This window comes from Undibacterium sp. Ji42W (genome assembly GCF_049340405.1).
In the GTDB taxonomy this organism is placed as follows: Bacteria; Pseudomonadota; Gammaproteobacteria; order Burkholderiales; family Burkholderiaceae_D; genus Undibacterium.
Genome location: NZ_JBMPOV010000003.1, coordinates 530,979 through 546,694, shown reverse-complemented (window position 1 = coordinate 546,694; position 15,716 = coordinate 530,979). Strand labels below are relative to the sequence as shown.

Genomic DNA, 15,716 nt, shown 5'->3' with positions numbered 1-15,716 from the left:
CCATCCCTTTTTTGTAGGGTGCGTTTCAACGCACCGCATTGGCACGGGGAGATGGTGCGTCAAGACGCACCCTACCGAGAATGTCCCCCTTCGCCAATAAATTGATAGCAATGCCCGCCAAAACACAATCGTAAGGCGACTACCCCCAATGTCGTCATGCCAGACTTGATCTGGCATCCAGCGTCTTCAAGCCGTGCTTGCCGTTCAAGCGAAACCGCAAAAAGCAACTTTATATCGGCAGTAAAACACCATCACTGTATGCGACCAACGTCACTGGATGCCGGATCAAGTCCGGCATGACGGGTTTCAGGATACTCATTACGCATAAGAGCTGGTTTGCTCTGAGCTGTGAAAGCCGTAAGGACGAATGCAGTGCAATGCGCTATAGCTCACCATTAACGAACATCGCCATCATCTTCACTGCGCACTATCCCTGCTCTCCAAAGGCTTTTGCTGCCATGCCAGCATACCGCCCACCAGCAGCGTCAGGCCAGAGAATATCAGGCCACGTTCCAACCCGCCCTGGCCATCTGCTATCCAGCCTACGATGCTGGGGCCGACGATCTGGCCCAGGGCAAATACGGTGGTGAAGGCGCTGATACCTGCGGACCAGGCTTCTGGCCTGGCATTGTGCCGCACCAGAGCCGTGGTGGATGCGACAGCGGACAAAAATACCGCGCCAAACAACATGCCGGATACAAACACCGCAAAGACATTGCTGCTCAGTGCAGGCAGCAATGCCGCAACACCCGCCAGTGCAGTCAATATCGCGAGTGACTGGCCGCCCTTGTAGCGGTCCAGCATGCCTGCCCAGATACGCGATGAGGCCAGCACGGCCAGGCCCAGCAGGGAGTAAAAGGCAGTAATCGCAGGCGCGGGCATGCCCTGCTCTTTGAGCAGCGCAACCACGAAGGTCATATAACCTATATAGCCTGCTCCGAACATGAAATAACCTGCGAGACCAAAGCCAAACGCCTTGATGCTGAACGCGCTTTTGGCGCCAGCCTGTCCGGGCAAGTCCTGTATCGCCCTGACGGGCAGGCTCATGACGATGGTCGCCAGCAGGCAGGCAGCGCCCATCGCCAGCCACGGCCATTGCCAGGCATGTTCGACATGCTGCGCCTGTGCAGCAGCCAGGGTGGCAGGCACCAGCAAGGCAGACAGAGTAATGCCAAAGCCCGTGCCGCCGTAATACAGGCCTATCAGCAAACCTGCCCGCGCAGCATGCAAGCCACCCAGGCGCGAAATCAATACACCACCCGCGATGAAAATCAAGGCGCTCGATATGCCTGCCAATATCCGTTGCAACAGCAAAAATCCGGTTGCAGTGACCATGCCGGACACCAGCATGAATATGCCCGTCAGCACCGCGCCGCCTGTCAGCAGGCTGTGCGCACGATAACGCCGCATGAGCATGGGCGTGATCAGCGCACCCAAAAAATAGCCGAAGGCATTACCGGTATTCATCACCCCAGCCAGCAGGTAAGACCAGCCGAGGTCGGCGCGCATGGGTGGCAGCAGCAGGCCGTAAGAAAAGCGAGACAGGCCCAGTGCGATTGCTGCCCCCAGTGACAATGCCAGAGCAGTCAGGACAGGGCGTTGCGCAGGGAAATGACTGAACAGCCTGGGCATGGTGATAGGGGTCATGGTAAGCAATTCAAGTGAGGTTGCTGGCAGCCAGGGCAACAAGTTTTAACTTCCTGCGATAGAATGCGTATGAGTATAGTCCTGCCCCCATTTTATAGACAAGCTTACTAACGACAAACGTAATTTGTGCATGCCTTGCATGAACTAAATTCATGAGTAACCCGCTACTCCACCTGCCGCCGCTGGACGCCATTCGTGGCTTTGTCGCCGTTGCCCGGCGCATGAGTATCACCCTGGCAGCAGAGGACCTGTGCCTGACGCAATCTGCTGTCAGCCGCCAGATACAAAGCCTGGAAGAACATCTGGGCAGCAAACTGCTGATACGCAAACACCGTGCGATCGCGCTGACCCCGGCGGGCGAACAACTGCTAAAAATGGCCTCGCCGTGGCTGGATCAACTCGCTGAATTTTCAGCTGCGCAGCGGCAGCAGGTGCAGTCACGCCCGGTCACCATGACGTCGGCTGTCAGCGTGACTGGTTTGTGGATCTTGCCCATGCTCGGGGCTTTTCAGGCAGCGCATCCCAATATCGACGTGCGGGTATCGGCCGACAACCGCATACTGGACCTGAAAAAAGAAGGCCTGGATATGGCCATACGCTATGCCCGCGCGGCCGATGTGCCAGCGCAGGCAATCAGGCTGTTTGGTGAAAAGATCATGCCGGTAGCCTGCCCCGCCATCGCCGCCCGCGCATTTGGTGAACCTGAGGGCTTGCTCAGAGAAGTCTTGCTCGAACTTGATGAACGCGCCCTGCCGTGGCTGCGCTGGTCAGACTGGCTAAGCGCCACCGGCCTGCTCAGCATCAAGCCCGACGCAAAGCCAAAGGCCTACCTGCACCTGAACCAGTACGACCAGGTCATCCACGCCGCCCTTGAAGGCCACGGTATCGCCCTGGGCCGCGCCGCACTGCTGCAACCCATGCTCAAGGATGGCCGCCTGATCGCCCTCGAAGACCCACGCCTGGGCAACAGCGACTATGCCTACTGGCTCATCGTAGAATCCACGACACCACGCGCTGACGTGCAAGTGTTCAGGGAATGGATTATTGCGGCGGCCAGGCAGGCTAATCAAACAGCTGAAATCCTGACAAATACCTGAGGTTGGAGGCATTGATCTCCGCTGAACGGCACCATTGCCGTGACATAAGGCGCATGGTAATGCGCCCTATGAGGTCACTGCATACTGTGAAAAAACATCTGTGCCGTGCACCACGCAGACATGCGGCGCATTGCAATGCCCTACCTCTGCATGGTGTGGTTTTTCTGTAAGGTGCGTGTCAACGCACCAAATCGCCAATAATCAGCAAAGTGAAGAAAAACGGTGCGTCAAGACCCACCCTACGGGCTCAAGCCGGTCTTACAGTATGCTGCAGTTTTGGTTGCAGGCAGGAATTTGAGGGCGTAAGATATCTTGCAGATATGCTGCCAGGATCATCATGAAAAAAGTAAGAGCATCTTTTTGGGAACAGTCTGCGGGCTTTTATCTCGGTGCTGGCTTCATCGGAGAAATACCATTGACACTGTTTTTGAAACTGGACATCACCCGCCAATTTCTCGACAGGTACGTCGATTGGCCGCCACCAGTTTGGTTGGTAATGATGCTGGCGCTACTCGCTTACGTTTTTACATGCTGGGCAGGCTATCAATTAGGGTTTGGAGAATGAAATTTTTCCAGACGGATGCCGCCGCAAGTATGGCGAATATCTGGTGAGTTTTTTCTGTAGGGTGCATTTCAAACGCACCAAATCGCCAATAATCAACTAAGTGAAAAAACGGTGCGTCAAGACGCACCCTACGGGCTATCCATCCCCGGACATCCCCGGAAAGGCCATCACTTGCGACAACATGTATATAACCTGTCTGCGCTCTGACGAGTGTTCACGGTTGGTCTCCAGCATGGCAGCACATCTATGTGCAGCATATTGCGCATAGACACGGCAGGCTGACTCTATATCAGCCATGGAGAGTTGACTCAGATTTTCGCTGACAAATCGAGGGAGTAAGCCCATGGAAAACGCCACCGTTTTTGAGTAATTCTTGCAGTCCAAGATAGTACTTTTTCCGGCGTTTTTCTTTAACATCTGCCGAAAGCTATCATACACACTTACATCATTTGGATCATAATCAGCTGGCCAGTCATCTCCGCAAGTTTCGCCAATCGCATGAATATGTGCAATTTCCTGAGTCAGTCCCAATATCATCAGGTTAGCAATATTTTCTGGAATCGTAAGCATGTGATCGCCTTTGTCATTCATCGTGGATGCTGGGATGTCCTGCACAGGACCTGAGATTATCGCATGTACTGGTAAAAAACTATGCCATGCACCATGCCCGCTTGCGGCGCATTGCAATGCGCCCCACGGTGATGACCTTGATTGGCAGCATGAGCATTTTGCAGGGTGCGCCGTGCGCAACGGCTCAGTTCCTTATTAATGTTGACGTGCGGCACCTATTGCTGCGCATGGCGCACCCTGTTCATCCTGATTGATGTCTTTCAAAGTTTTTTAAAAATATTTAAAAAAAAGTGTAAGTAATCTGAAATCCGCCCGACTGATGCTTAAGTTCTGCTTGTTGATGCTGACGGCAAGGCAAGCAAAGAACTTGGTTTAACTTTCAATCATGTTTCAAAAGTAGTTGGCAGTATTTAATTACCTTCACTTATTTTATATTTTACGGAGAACACATCATGAAAAAATCTATCCAAACTGGCGCCCTGATCGCTGCTGCTGCCGCTACTCTGGCTTTGTCTGGTTTTGCTGTTGCTGCTACAAGCACCATCAGTGCTGGTGACAAGGTGCATTGTGCTGGCATCAATAGCTGCAAAGGTACCAGCGACTGCAAAACAGCAGAAAACGCATGCAAAGGCCAAAATTCTTGCAAAGGCCATGGCTTTGTAGCAACTGCTGCTGGTCAATGCCTGGCTAAAGGCGGCAAAATCGTTGATCTGGATAAGTAATCTAGCGTAATCGATAAAATGCGCTAGGGAACCTCTGATTAAGTTACTGCGCGACGCTATTTTGGGCCTGCGATGCTCGCCGTACTATCGTACGACTGCGCTTCCGAATTGCTAATGCACCAAATTAACGCCGCTCGCTACACTTACTCAGAGGTTCCCTGGTTCTTTGGAGCCGCGCATTTTCTGTTTCCTCTCCACATATCTTCATCATGACAAATCCCCTTACCTCTTCCAGCTTTGGCCTGGGTTTGCGTACCGACCATTATCTGTCCATACTGGCTGATAAACCAGCGGTCGACTGGTTTGAGATTTTGTCTGAAAACTATATGGTGCCCGGTGGTAAACCGCTGGCGATGCTGGATGCCATACGTGCCGATTACCCGGTCGTCATGCATGGGGTATCGATGTCTATCGGCACACCAGAAGGCCCGACGGATGACTACCTGCGTGACTTGAAAATGCTCATCGACAGAGTAGAACCGATGTGGGTATCTGACCATATCTGCTGGACGGGTGTACATGGCAAGAATATGCATGACCTGTTCCCGCTGCCGTATAACGAAGACACCATCAAACTCGTTGTCAATAACGTGCACCGTGTGCAGGATGTGCTGGGGCACAGGCTGGTGCTGGAGAATGTGTCTAGCTATCTGCAATACAGCAGCGACAGCATGCCCGAATGGGAGTTTGTTGCGGCCATTGCAGAACAGGCTGACAGCATGATTTTGCTGGACGTGAACAATATCTACGTCAGCAGCATCAACCATGGCTTTGATGCGATGGACTATTTGCGCGGCATACCGCTGGGCCGCGTGCAGCAAATCCACCTCGCAGGCCATAGCGACCATGGCACGCATATCGTTGATACCCATGACCAGCCGATTGCCGACCCGGTATGGGATTTGTATGCGCAGGCGATACGCCGCTTTGGTGCGGTGCCGAGCATGATAGAGCGCGATGACAATATCCCGCCGCTCGCAGAGCTGGTGGCAGAGCTGGAGCAGGCTCGCCGTATTTGCGCCGACATACTTTCACCAGCCATCGCGGCATAAAGGTGACAAATAAAGGTGACAAATAAAGGTGATAAATAAAGGTGATAAATAAAGGTGACGATAATGAATACCACGCAAACCCTGCAATCAGATTTCCAGCAATTTATTTTAGGCCAGCGTAATGCGGGTAGCATGCACAAACACCTGGCCGAAACACCGGGCCTGGGGCGTGATGCCAGGCTGGATATTTATTACCAGGCTTACCGCCTGCGCCTGCGCGATGCCTTGTCCGAGGCGTATGGCAAGACCCATGCTTATCTTGGTGATGATTTGTTTTACCAGGCATGTGCGACCTACATAGACGCGCACCCTTCGTCGTACCGCAATCTGCGCTGGTTTGGTGATGCGTTTGCAGAGCAGTTGCGCACGCAGTTTGCCGAACACCCGCAAGTAGCGGAGCTGGCGCAATTTGAATGGGCGCTGGGACTGGCCTTTGATGCGCCAGATCACGCTATCCTGAGTTTGCCTGATCTGGCGGCAGTCAAGGATTGGGAAACCGTAGGTTTGCGCACCAGCAGCTCTTTGCAATTCATCCCCATGGAGTGGAACAGCGTGGCAATCTGGCTGGCCTTGAATGAAGACAGTGACCCGCCTGCACCAGTTTCGACAAAGCAGGCGACGACATGGATAGTCTGGCGCAAACAATGGCAAGCATATTTCAGGTCATTGAGCACAGAAGAAGCGCAGGCTCTACACCAACTGGGGGCAGGCATGCGCTTTGCCGATGTCTGTGACCAGGCGGTAGAAAATAATCCTGAGATAGCCAGTGAAATAGGTAGCTGGTTGCAGACGTGGGTGGTGGATGAAATGCTGGTGGAAGCGGTGCAGGCGTAGCCGTCTTTTTGCAATTACCGTCATGCACCAAAACTGATCGCCATATAAATAAGACTGACCCAAAATTGTCCCAGCAAGGCTGCCGCTTTGTGACATATCCCTTCCAAGGGGTGTTTGCTTCGTCGGCAGACAATTGTCTGAAACCCCGACTACACCGTAGCGACGAAGACAGTACTGTAGTACGCGGCGCTTGGGGGAGGAGCGACAACGCAGCTGGGGCGGTTTTGCGTAAGTCCTAATAAAGTAAGTGGCGTCGTGCGCACAGGTGCATCACCATGCGTTTATATTGCTACAGTCAGGGTTCAGTGCGCATCGCGCGCCCGGCGTCGCCATTCATGGTGGCCCCAAATCCTTGCATGACTGACATCGTACTAGCTCAGGTGTCGCGCCTCCAGTAAAATACACTCCCTAATCTCCCCTCACTGACCAGGCCTTACCAGCAAATTACTTATGCCCACGACAGAAAAAGTCAGCATCAACCATCCTCTTGTCAGCATCGCCTTTTTCGCCAATTTGCTGCTGGCGCTATATTGCGTCATCCGCTTCCTGGCGTATTTGTTCCGCCCCAATTATGCTAGTGCAGACATCATGTTCGTCATGATGTTCATGATACCGGTAGGCGTCTCGCTCAGGGCTTGCTCAGAAGGCAGCAGCAGGCTCAGGCGCCTGCTTGCGGTGCTGCTCAATCTGATGTTCTTGCTGATGGCTGTCAAGAGCATGTTCCCAGCTAAAAAAATACTTGAACCGATCGGCCTGTGGATCAGCATACCCTTTGCCCTGGGATTTTTAATCAATATCCTGGTATTGTGGAAAAAGGATATCGTGCAGATCCGCACTGTGAGTGACGAAGCTGAAGATGGTGAAGCCGGCACCAGCAGCGAGCAGGAAAGCCGCGAACACCACTGGACCATGTCCCGCGTGGTCTTGCCACGCCTGTTGCAGGGTGAGGGTGCAGCCAGTTTCGTTGCCAGCCTCAAGCAAGATGGCACGGCAATCATCACCCGCCTCTGGGTTGATTTTGGCAAAGGCAATATCAGCGATGCCAGCAAGATCGTGCCCTATCGCGGCATCGCCGTGTATACAGACCAGACCCCCTCTGGCAAGGAGCTGATCACCATACAGATGCCCAGGGCCATCGCCAGAGGAGAAGCCCATTTCATGGCCATCACCCCAAGCGGCCAGGACTCTGGCTACCAGACCTTCAGCCTTGAATACAGCATCATGCCGCGCGGTGGCAAAGCCTTCACCATGCTGACCGGCATACACAACGGCAACCGCGCCAATTTCGGCGTGGGCCCGGCACCAGAAAAACACGCCTTTGTCAGCGCAGTCACCGCCCTGCTGGAAAAACCGCAGGCACCGAAGACGGTGATGCAGATGCCAGTGATTTGAGGATAGATGTTCTGTAACCTGGCTGACTTGCAGCGCATTCTTTCGAGAACACCTAAACGCTGTATCATGGTGGCAAGCATGAAAACCAAGAATATTGAGCATTGCTTGTCCAAACCAGGCACTATCTCCTATCGTCTGGTTTGCCACAATCGTCATGCCCACGCAGGTGGGCATCCATGGTTGATTCACCGTAAAGATTGATATGCTATACGGTTTGCTAGGACTGGATTCCCTCTTTCGAGGGAATGACCGTTTGGATGGCATCACGGTAAATTTTTGATCTGCACCCCATAAGCAAGCATGCCTCGATGCACACAACAAAATCAATGAAACTTTTCTTCACTCTCTGCCTGCTTGCGCTCAGCTCTATGCATATATGCCTGGCAAAAAACAATATCCTTGACGAGCTCTTAAATGAAAGCAATTCTCAGCGTTTGAGCAAAAATTACCCGGGTGCACTCAGGGCGAATAATCTTGCACTCGCCGTGGCAGAAGAAAACAAGGCTAGCTACTTCAGCTATTTTGGGTCTATTCATGCAGGCAGGTTTCTTATACTCCATCAAATGCAGCAATATGACGAAGCCTACACGGCAGCGCTCAGAACGAAAGAAATTTATAGTACCGATCCTGAAAAAGATGGCGCGTATTACTCTTTCCTATTAAATGAGCTTGCCGAAATGTTGATGGAGCAAGGAAAATATAAGGCAGCAGAAAAATTTGCACTCGAATCCATAGAAAACATGGAATTGAAAGGAAGCACACAAGCTCAGCAGTTGCCACGGCTCTACCAGACATTAAGCGATATTTATATCAACCTGGGGCAGTTAGACCAGGCTGTTCTTATATTAAAGAAGTCCATTATTTTTTCAAAAAAATGGGGGATTGATGCAGCAACACAAACATCGGAAGCCTTGATAGCACTGAGTAAGGTATATCTGGCGCTGGGACAGACAGACCTGGCAGAACAAGCCTTGCAAGAAAAAAAAGAGCTCAAATTCGGCACAGGTTATATTTCTGTTATCAGGGCACAGCCAGCAAAAAAATACTCACCTGCTACACTGGATGGAAAAACCTGTAGCCCGCCTCAATATACCGCTGAAGCCTTGCAGAAATCCTTGCATGGCACGGCAAAGTTCCGTTTCCTGATCAGCGAAACCGGGGAAATTGCCGCAAAATATATCTCCACCAGCAGTGGCTCTCTACTATTAGATACGGCCACCTTGCAAGCTTTTTCAACGTGTAAATTTTCTCCAGCCAGAGAAAACGATATCGCAACGCGCTCCTGGTACTCAGGTCAATTTGCCTGGGTTTTGCCGGATTAGATGCACAAACCTGGTGTCAGGTCCAACATTCATACATTTTCGAAAACCAGGTGTAAGCTGGTTGCAATATTGCACCTGATTCCCATCATTTTTGTACCGCTGAATTCAATCTGATAATCGCCATCTTCAACTCAGATAACCTCAGATAACATCAGATCAGGTCGAACCTGCTACAAACCAAGGCTACTATGCGCCAGCAAATCCGGGATGACATTATTTCTATCACGCCTCTCGACGCGATCGAGCGTGATGATATTTCTCGTTGCCTTGCATGGATAGACTCTGGAACTGATTTGTGTCGCGTAGCAAAGCCAGCCACGCCGCCCATGCATCTTGTGTCTTATGTTGTCGTTGTAGATGACGGGCATATCCTGCTGGTCGATCACAGGAATGCGCAGTTGTGGCTTCCACCAGGTGGCCATGTTGAGCCAGGAGAACACCCGCGTGTCACAGTTGATCGTGAATTGGAAGAGGAACTCGGCTTTGTAGCATCACATCCCATAGAGCCACCTCTATTCGTGACCATCACGACGACTGTTGGGCTCACGGCCGGACATACTGATGTTTCGCTATGGTACGTAGTACGCGCCAGCCGTCACCACAGCTTCAAATTTGACGAAGCTGAGGAGGGTGAGTTTAGGGATGCACGCTGGTTTCCGTTCAACGAAGTTCCACTTGAGCGCACGGACCCGCATATGAAACGCTTCCTTACCAAGCTGGAAAATAACAAGCCCTGAGCATCGTGACGCAGGTACGATTACGCGCTGCTAATCGTATCTACGCGAACTAGCGTATCCAACCTAATTTACTGCAGACAACTGCGCCGAGTAACAGCAGAATTATTGTAATGATGCCGAAGGTATATACCTTTTTCTCTCTTTTGCTCATTTTCTTCCAGGTTTCTTCATCCAAATTTGGGCCTGCCAATTTATTTCTCCTATTTTTCAGGGACGTAGTTACGATTAGCGCAAGCGTAATCGTACGAATGTCAGCGTCTATCAATTGTTGAGATTAAAATTTTTATGCATTGTTTTTCCGAGAGACGACATACCACTGAGACAGTATTTTATGCGGCTCAATCTTTGTAAGACCGTAATTTTTCAGGCATATCATGCCTACGATTACGCGATGCTAATCGTACCTGCGTGGGCTATAAGCAATAGCGTAGTATCACCTGCAATCAGCCGGTTCCATCGTGACCTTCCAGGTTTGGCTAGAGAGGTCATTGAGTGAGTGTGGTTGCGTTTTGAAGTTGAATTCCATCCTGGCCTTGGCCTTGTAAAAAGACCGCATATCGCCTTTGCAGTAAGCTGCTGTCATATCTTTTTTATACTTTTCTTTCTGGCTATCCGTCGCTTCAGACTTGAATGCTTCTGTTACATACATGCGGACCACGCGATCGACATATTCTAGCTTGTCTATGCGTGTGCCGTTCTCCAGCGTCTTGGGCAGCTTCTCCTGAAACTTTTCTATGTGAGCTTGAATTTCTATATCGTCAGTCGCTGTCTTGATATCGTCCTTGTTCATCGTATAGACGACCTTGGCGACAACGCCGAGTACCAATAGCATGGATAAAAACCTAAACATGGTGCAAACCTTCCCGGGGTAAAGTGTCAGCGCATGCCACGGCAGTGACGCGCTGGCTTTGGTTTTATGTAAAAAAAAGAATGTACGCGCATGGCTGTATTGCCATGCAGGTGCAAATTAACGCATCGGTGTTATGTTTTTTGATGCGAACTTGTTGGTGACGGCAAGTGACGAAATTACTCTTGAGAAAGATGCCATGCCATCGCGCAAAACAGCGCGCATTTTATCAATGATCGTTGGGCCGGGGAAGAAAATGTCAGCGCCTGGATGGCGTTTCTTGCTGCACTTGACAGATTAGTCAAGCGCAGCCATTTCAGGTGATGAAACACACCGTCATGCAAAGCGAGGGCCGTAGATACGATTAGCGCAAGCGTAATCGTACGCATGTCAGCATCTATTAATTGTTGAGACTAAAATTTTTATGCATTGTTTTTCCGAGGAACGAGACACCATTAAGGCGGTATTTCATACTGACCAATCTGTGTAAGACCATCATTTCTCAGACATATCATCCGTACGATTACGCGATGCTAATCGTACCTACGCGGGCTACAGCCTGGCTAATGCTACCCGTGCGAGTAACATCAGCCACGAACAGTTAACAAACACTCAAAAATTACGCGCCACCACTAGGCCCTGGTAGGTCGTGATGTACAGGGCATCATTGCTGAACACCACAGACTGCGGTTTTGACAATACGCCAGGCAAGGGGCCGGTGGTAAAGCCTTCCTGGCCGGGGGTGCCGACCAGTGTCGTGACCACGCCTGCCGGGGTGATTTTGCGTATGGTATGGTTGTCGGTATCGGCCACATATAAATTACCCTTGGTATCGATAGTCATGCCTTGCGGGCGATTGAAACGGGCGGCGGTGCCTGTGCCATCGGCACTGCCGGGTTGATGTTCGACACCGGCAAAAACACTGCTGACGCCTGCGCTGGAAACCTTGAAGATCACATGGCTGCCACCGTCTGCCACATAGAGATTGCCACTGCTGTCCATCGCCATGCCATTGGATATATAAGGTGTTCCACGCCCCTCACCAAAGGGCTTGAAGCTGGCTGCCTGCGTCAGCGGGATGCTGGCATAGGTGCTGACCTGGCCAGCAGCCGTGACTTTGCGTATGGCCTGGTTGACCATGTCAGCCACCAGCATGTCGCCATTACCCATATTGACGATGCCATTGGGGGAGCTGAACCTGGCTTCGCTGCCCTTGCCATCGACCAGACCAAACTTCCACTCCACACCCGCCACTGGCGTAATCACACCGGCGGGGTTGATCTGGCGGATGGTGCCTACGGTATCGGCGACATACACATTGCCATTGACGTCTGTTGCCAAGCCACCGATCTGGTCAAAATTGGCAGCCACGCCCGCTATGGTGCTAACCACGCCTGCCGCTGTGACCTTGCGTACGATGTGTTTGCCAGACATAAAATCATTGAGGTAAAGATTGCCATTGATGTCTGCGGCCAGGTTGCCTGTCTGATAAAATCCGGCAGTTGCGCCTACGCCATCGAGGGCATACTTGATGTTGATGGCACCCGCCAGCGTCGTGACCACTCCGGCTGCATTGATTTTGCGCACGTTGAAATTGCCTGCATCTGCGACATACAGGTTACCCGCAGTGTCACCAACGATGGCCACAGGCTGGGCAAATCTGGCGGCTGCACCGGTGCCATCATCTATCCCCACTTGTCCGCTGCTACCAGCCACGGTGCTGACCATGCCTGCCTGCGTGATCTTGCGGATGACGCTGTTGAAGCTGTCAGCCACGTAGATATTGCCTGCCGTATCGACAGCCACTGCACGCGGGGTATTGAAACGGGATACCGCGACTGTACCATCGACACTGCCGGTCTCACCGGCACGGCCAGCGACGGTGGTGACCGCGCCTGTGGGTGTCATCTTGCGTATGCTGTGGTTGTAGCTGTCTGCAATATAGACATTGCCAGCACTATCTGTCGCCAGGCCAGAGGGCCAGAAAAAACGGGCATTGGCACCCTGCCCATCATCTGCTGCACTGACCCCGGGTTTGCCTGCCATTGTCGTGACCACGCCTGCTGGAGTGAGCTTACGTATCGTGTGCTCATCAGCAATGTACAGGTTACCCGCGCTGTCTATGGTCATGCCTGAGAGCATGGCAAAGCTGACAGCGCTGCCCTGCCCGTCTGCCATCGCGGCAGAACACACACTGCCAGCCAGCGTCGATGAGACGGCAGCGGGTGTGAGTTTGCGTACCACGCAGGCATAAGGGTCAAGTACATAGATATTGCCTGCGGCATCAGTTGCCATGTGCTGTGCCTTAAAGAACTTGACACTGCTGCCGCTACCTTCTGCATAACCAAATTCGCCTCCGGCAAAGGTCGTGACCACGCCTGCTGGCGTTATCTTGCGCACGCGCTTGTCGTCACCGACATAGAGATTGCCACTGGTATCGAGGGTAATGCCATTGAGGCCACTGAAGCGCGCGTTTGTCCCGGTGCCATCAACAATGCCAGGACCACCTACATTACCGGCAAGCAGGGCAATGCTGCCTGTACCAGCTGTGGTGCCTGTGTTGGTGCCTGAACTACCTGTCGTATTACCTGTGCTGCCACCGGTCGTGCCAGAAGATCCAGTGCTGGGAGCCGCACTGCCACCACCACCGCATGCGGATAATATGGCTGCTGCTATGAGGCAGCTCAGGGATGTGCGGAAAGGAATACCAGAAAGGGAATGACTAAAAGCTTTGAATTTGATCATGAATGAATGTCGTAGATAAACAAGCAAGCAGACTGGCCGGAATTTGCATGGACTCAAGCTGAACCATGTCCGGGCGCGCTATCCACTGAGGCAGCGACACAAGAATGCCAAATTGCAAACATATTACCATATTTAAATGTCCTTCCGGCAAGTAAGCATATTGACGGATTCATTTCACGATCACGGCGACCCTTGTCTGCTGCCAGCACATGGTCAACACATGGCAGCACACAATTCAACTAGGCCGACACACGCCGTCGCCCCAGATATATATGCAGCCACAGCAGCAGCGGCAAGGCCAGGCCAACTATCCAGTGCGCGGCAGACCAGTAGGGGCGCAGGGTTTCGCTGGCAAAGTAGTACAGGGCATAGCCTGTCAGTGCCAGCCACAGCAGCGTTGCCAGCATGCTCCAGCCGCTGTAGCGGTTGCGCAGTGCACGGTGGGCGCGGCGCATGTGCTGAAACAGCAGGCCGCCCGCCAGAAAACTCAAGGGGATGATGAGAGCACCATGGGCTTGCATGGCCCAGTGTTCCAGCGGATGGATGCTCTCGCCATACTCACCCGCCACGCGCAGAAAGTAGCGTGCCAGCAGCCAGGCCAGGCCCGTGGTGAACAAGGCGGCAACCATGCCATACAGCGCGTACTTGTGCCAGGCTTCCAGCTTGAATTGCTGGACGGTGGCAGCTGCCAGTGGACGATGATGCAGGCTGTGTTTATTGGTACGCATGATAGTTAAGCATGAAGGGGCGATCAGGCAACGAGACAGGATCAGATTATAAAAGCTTCTGCCTCATACGGGCGCAAACATGGATGTTGTGCATTGCCACTGGCAGCGATTACTTTGGTCAGGGCGTCGGCCCACATGCAAAGTGGTGAGATGACGGTATAGCTGTGCTGATCGGCGATGGATGTGCCGGTCAGTGGATGCACCAGCGCACTGCGCATCTTGCCTGCACTGCCCTTGCGGGAAAAATAACTGGCCGACGTCGCCATGGCCTGGCCTGTCAGTTGTACCTGACTTGCCATGCTGTGCGGTTGGCGCGGGTCACGTATCAACACAGTTTGCGCCTGACCCAGCACACGCAAATCGCCACCTGCATTGACGCAGGCATGTTGCACGCCACAGGCTTGCAAGGCGGCGATGGCGCAATCAACCGCGTAGCCCTTGGCGATGCCGCCGACATCGAGCCAGTCGTCTGCCTGCTTGTGGACTTGCGCGGCAGATGGCAGGCTATACATCTCACCGGCGTTGCCATATTGATTGTCTGAGCTTATATCTGGCAAAGGCGCAGGTAAATAATCCCATGCCACCAGTTGTCTGGCAATGCGGATATCGAACAAGCCGCCTGATTGTTGATACAAGTCCCGGGCGGCTGCCAGCACCTTGGCGGTATGTGTGTGGATGTCGATGATCGTACCGACAGCAGCATGGTTGTAGTGGCTGATGTCGCTGTCAGGCGCATGAAAACTCATCAGTTGGTGGATGGCATGAATAGCGGCAAAGCCAGCCCGGAAAGCTGCCTGGCTTTGCACCTCATCCAGATCATCACCGATACTGATCTCCACCAGCGTCCCCAGGGCGGGCTGGGCGCGGCGTTTCATTTTTTGAGGGCGACCTGGACAATTGCAGCAATGCGCCGCACGCCATCGGTGACATGGGCACAAGACAGTGTCGCGCCGCTGATGTTGGCAATGCCTTCGCCAATTGCCAGGCCGCTGGCCGCAGTCTTGCCGACGAACTGCTTGCGCCAGTTGGCATTGCGTATCTCAACACCGTGGCTTTCACGGTAGGCCAGAATCTCCACCTGACGCACGCTGGCATCTGCCTGCAAACCGACTGCATATGAGATCAATTCAAACTTGCCGATGACATCATCAAAGACCACATGGCCGAGCAGCTTGTCGTCCTTATAGGCGGCAACGGCGCGCCAGTTCACCGAACGGGCTGGCAGGCCAGAGAGTTTTTCTACCTGCTTCATCTGTGCCGCATCGAGTTGCAGCGGCACAGGCTTGAAGCTGCTGGCTTCAGGGAAAATCGCCGCCTGCGCCTGCTCCACCGTCAGGTATTGCGTAGCAAAGGCACTGCCGCTGACGCCAGCCACACCAGCGACAGCGAGCAGGGATACGGGAACAAGACGGTTCATCAATATATCTTCAAGAGTTCATCAATGTGCTCATGATAATG

At 52.7% G+C, this 15,716-nt stretch carries 16 protein-coding genes; 9 read left to right on the top strand and 7 right to left on the bottom strand.

Annotated elements, in window-relative coordinates; genetic code table 11:
* Positions 1–417: 417 nt before the first annotated feature.
* Positions 418–1,647: a YbfB/YjiJ family MFS transporter gene (locus ACO0LG_RS08850; RefSeq protein ID WP_423025385.1), complete on the bottom strand. Its 1,230-nt coding sequence runs from the start codon at positions 1,645–1,647 to the stop codon at positions 418–420.
* 152 nt (positions 1,648–1,799) lie between these two features.
* On the opposite strand from ACO0LG_RS08850, the gene ACO0LG_RS08845 reads away from it, so the two are divergent.
* Positions 1,800–2,744, top strand: a complete 945-nt coding sequence (locus ACO0LG_RS08845; RefSeq protein WP_423025383.1) for a LysR substrate-binding domain-containing protein — start codon at positions 1,800–1,802, stop codon at positions 2,742–2,744.
* A 337-nt stretch (positions 2,745–3,081) separates the two neighbouring features.
* A complete protein-coding gene (locus ACO0LG_RS08840; RefSeq protein WP_423025381.1) occupies positions 3,082–3,309 on the top strand; it encodes a hypothetical protein in 228 nt (75 codons plus the stop codon).
* A gap of 135 nt (positions 3,310–3,444) precedes the next feature.
* Here the strand turns inward: ACO0LG_RS08840 and ACO0LG_RS08835 are convergent, their stop codons facing one another.
* The gene (locus ACO0LG_RS08835) at positions 3,445–3,900 is read right to left on the bottom strand and encodes a hypothetical protein (RefSeq protein WP_423025379.1); all 456 of its coding nucleotides are present in this window, start codon (positions 3,898–3,900) and stop codon (positions 3,445–3,447) included.
* 431 nt (positions 3,901–4,331) lie between these two features.
* Between ACO0LG_RS08835 and ACO0LG_RS08830 the strand changes: the two genes are divergently transcribed.
* From ACO0LG_RS08830 to ACO0LG_RS08800, 7 genes are all read left to right on the top strand, one after another.
* On the top strand, positions 4,332–4,601 hold the full coding sequence (locus ACO0LG_RS08830) for a hypothetical protein (RefSeq protein WP_162042857.1): 270 nt from the start codon (positions 4,332–4,334) through the stop codon (positions 4,599–4,601).
* A 209-nt stretch (positions 4,602–4,810) separates the two neighbouring features.
* Complete coding sequence (locus ACO0LG_RS08825; RefSeq protein ID WP_423025377.1) at positions 4,811–5,653, top strand: DUF692 domain-containing protein; 843 nt, start codon at positions 4,811–4,813, stop codon at positions 5,651–5,653.
* A 63-nt stretch (positions 5,654–5,716) separates the two neighbouring features.
* Complete coding sequence (locus ACO0LG_RS08820; protein WP_423025375.1) at positions 5,717–6,487, top strand: putative DNA-binding domain-containing protein; 771 nt, start codon at positions 5,717–5,719, stop codon at positions 6,485–6,487.
* Positions 6,488–6,937: 450 nt separating this feature from the next.
* On the top strand, positions 6,938–7,879 hold the full coding sequence (locus tag ACO0LG_RS08815; protein ID WP_423025373.1) for a hypothetical protein: 942 nt from the start codon (positions 6,938–6,940) through the stop codon (positions 7,877–7,879).
* 78 nt (positions 7,880–7,957) lie between these two features.
* Complete coding sequence (locus tag ACO0LG_RS08810; RefSeq protein WP_423025371.1) at positions 7,958–8,080, top strand: hypothetical protein; 123 nt, start codon at positions 7,958–7,960, stop codon at positions 8,078–8,080.
* 107 nt (positions 8,081–8,187) lie between these two features.
* Positions 8,188–9,201: a TonB family protein gene (locus ACO0LG_RS08805; RefSeq protein WP_423025369.1), complete on the top strand. Its 1,014-nt coding sequence runs from the start codon at positions 8,188–8,190 to the stop codon at positions 9,199–9,201.
* 293 nt (positions 9,202–9,494) lie between these two features.
* Positions 9,495–9,938, top strand: coding sequence for an NUDIX hydrolase (locus ACO0LG_RS08800; RefSeq protein WP_423025367.1), 444 nt, complete (start codon positions 9,495–9,497; stop codon positions 9,936–9,938).
* Between the two features lie 433 nt (positions 9,939–10,371).
* On the opposite strand, the gene ACO0LG_RS08795 is transcribed toward ACO0LG_RS08800, so the two are convergent.
* From ACO0LG_RS08795 to ACO0LG_RS08775, 5 genes are all read right to left on the bottom strand, one after another.
* Positions 10,372–10,788, bottom strand: a complete 417-nt coding sequence (locus ACO0LG_RS08795) for a hypothetical protein (RefSeq protein WP_423025365.1) — start codon at positions 10,786–10,788, stop codon at positions 10,372–10,374.
* A 609-nt stretch (positions 10,789–11,397) separates the two neighbouring features.
* On the bottom strand, positions 11,398–13,530 hold the full coding sequence (locus ACO0LG_RS08790; RefSeq protein ID WP_423025363.1) for an SMP-30/gluconolactonase/LRE family protein: 2,133 nt from the start codon (positions 13,528–13,530) through the stop codon (positions 11,398–11,400).
* 239 nt (positions 13,531–13,769) lie between these two features.
* The gene (locus ACO0LG_RS08785; protein ID WP_423025361.1) at positions 13,770–14,258 is read right to left on the bottom strand and encodes a DUF4405 domain-containing protein; all 489 of its coding nucleotides are present in this window, start codon (positions 14,256–14,258) and stop codon (positions 13,770–13,772) included.
* Positions 14,259–14,299: 41 nt separating this feature from the next.
* Positions 14,300–15,133 (bottom strand): FAD:protein FMN transferase, encoded by an 834-nt coding sequence (locus ACO0LG_RS08780; RefSeq protein WP_423025359.1) that lies wholly within the window; start codon positions 15,131–15,133, stop codon positions 14,300–14,302.
* Positions 15,130–15,675, bottom strand: coding sequence for an FMN-binding protein (locus ACO0LG_RS08775; protein ID WP_423025357.1), 546 nt, complete (start codon positions 15,673–15,675; stop codon positions 15,130–15,132). The genes ACO0LG_RS08780 and ACO0LG_RS08775 overlap by 4 nt, the downstream gene beginning before the upstream one ends.
* Between the last annotated feature and the right edge of the window lie 41 nt (positions 15,676–15,716).

Bases quoted from the DNA above. Each gene is read 5' to 3' on its own strand.
- ACO0LG_RS08850 (WP_423025385.1), bottom strand. From the start codon at position 1,647: ATGACCCCTATCACCATGCCCAGGCTGTTCAGTCATTTCCCTGCGCAA.
- ACO0LG_RS08845 (WP_423025383.1), top strand. From the start codon at position 1,800: ATGAGTAACCCGCTACTCCACCTGCCGCCGCTGGACGCCATTCGTGGC.
- ACO0LG_RS08840 (WP_423025381.1), top strand. From the start codon at position 3,082: ATGAAAAAAGTAAGAGCATCTTTTTGGGAACAGTCTGCGGGCTTTTAT.
- ACO0LG_RS08835 (WP_423025379.1), bottom strand. From the start codon at position 3,900: ATGAATGACAAAGGCGATCACATGCTTACGATTCCAGAAAATATTGCT.
- ACO0LG_RS08830 (WP_162042857.1), top strand. From the start codon at position 4,332: ATGAAAAAATCTATCCAAACTGGCGCCCTGATCGCTGCTGCTGCCGCT.
- ACO0LG_RS08825 (WP_423025377.1), top strand. From the start codon at position 4,811: ATGACAAATCCCCTTACCTCTTCCAGCTTTGGCCTGGGTTTGCGTACC.
- ACO0LG_RS08820 (WP_423025375.1), top strand. From the start codon at position 5,717: ATGAATACCACGCAAACCCTGCAATCAGATTTCCAGCAATTTATTTTA.
- ACO0LG_RS08815 (WP_423025373.1), top strand. From the start codon at position 6,938: ATGCCCACGACAGAAAAAGTCAGCATCAACCATCCTCTTGTCAGCATC.
- ACO0LG_RS08810 (WP_423025371.1), top strand. From the start codon at position 7,958: ATGAAAACCAAGAATATTGAGCATTGCTTGTCCAAACCAGGCACTATC.
- ACO0LG_RS08805 (WP_423025369.1), top strand. From the start codon at position 8,188: ATGCACACAACAAAATCAATGAAACTTTTCTTCACTCTCTGCCTGCTT.
- ACO0LG_RS08795 (WP_423025365.1), bottom strand. From the start codon at position 10,788: ATGTTTAGGTTTTTATCCATGCTATTGGTACTCGGCGTTGTCGCCAAG.
- ACO0LG_RS08790 (WP_423025363.1), bottom strand. From the start codon at position 13,530: ATGATCAAATTCAAAGCTTTTAGTCATTCCCTTTCTGGTATTCCTTTC.
- ACO0LG_RS08785 (WP_423025361.1), bottom strand. From the start codon at position 14,258: ATGCGTACCAATAAACACAGCCTGCATCATCGTCCACTGGCAGCTGCC.
- ACO0LG_RS08780 (WP_423025359.1), bottom strand. From the start codon at position 15,133: ATGAAACGCCGCGCCCAGCCCGCCCTGGGGACGCTGGTGGAGATCAGT.
- ACO0LG_RS08775 (WP_423025357.1), bottom strand. From the start codon at position 15,675: ATGAACCGTCTTGTTCCCGTATCCCTGCTCGCTGTCGCTGGTGTGGCT.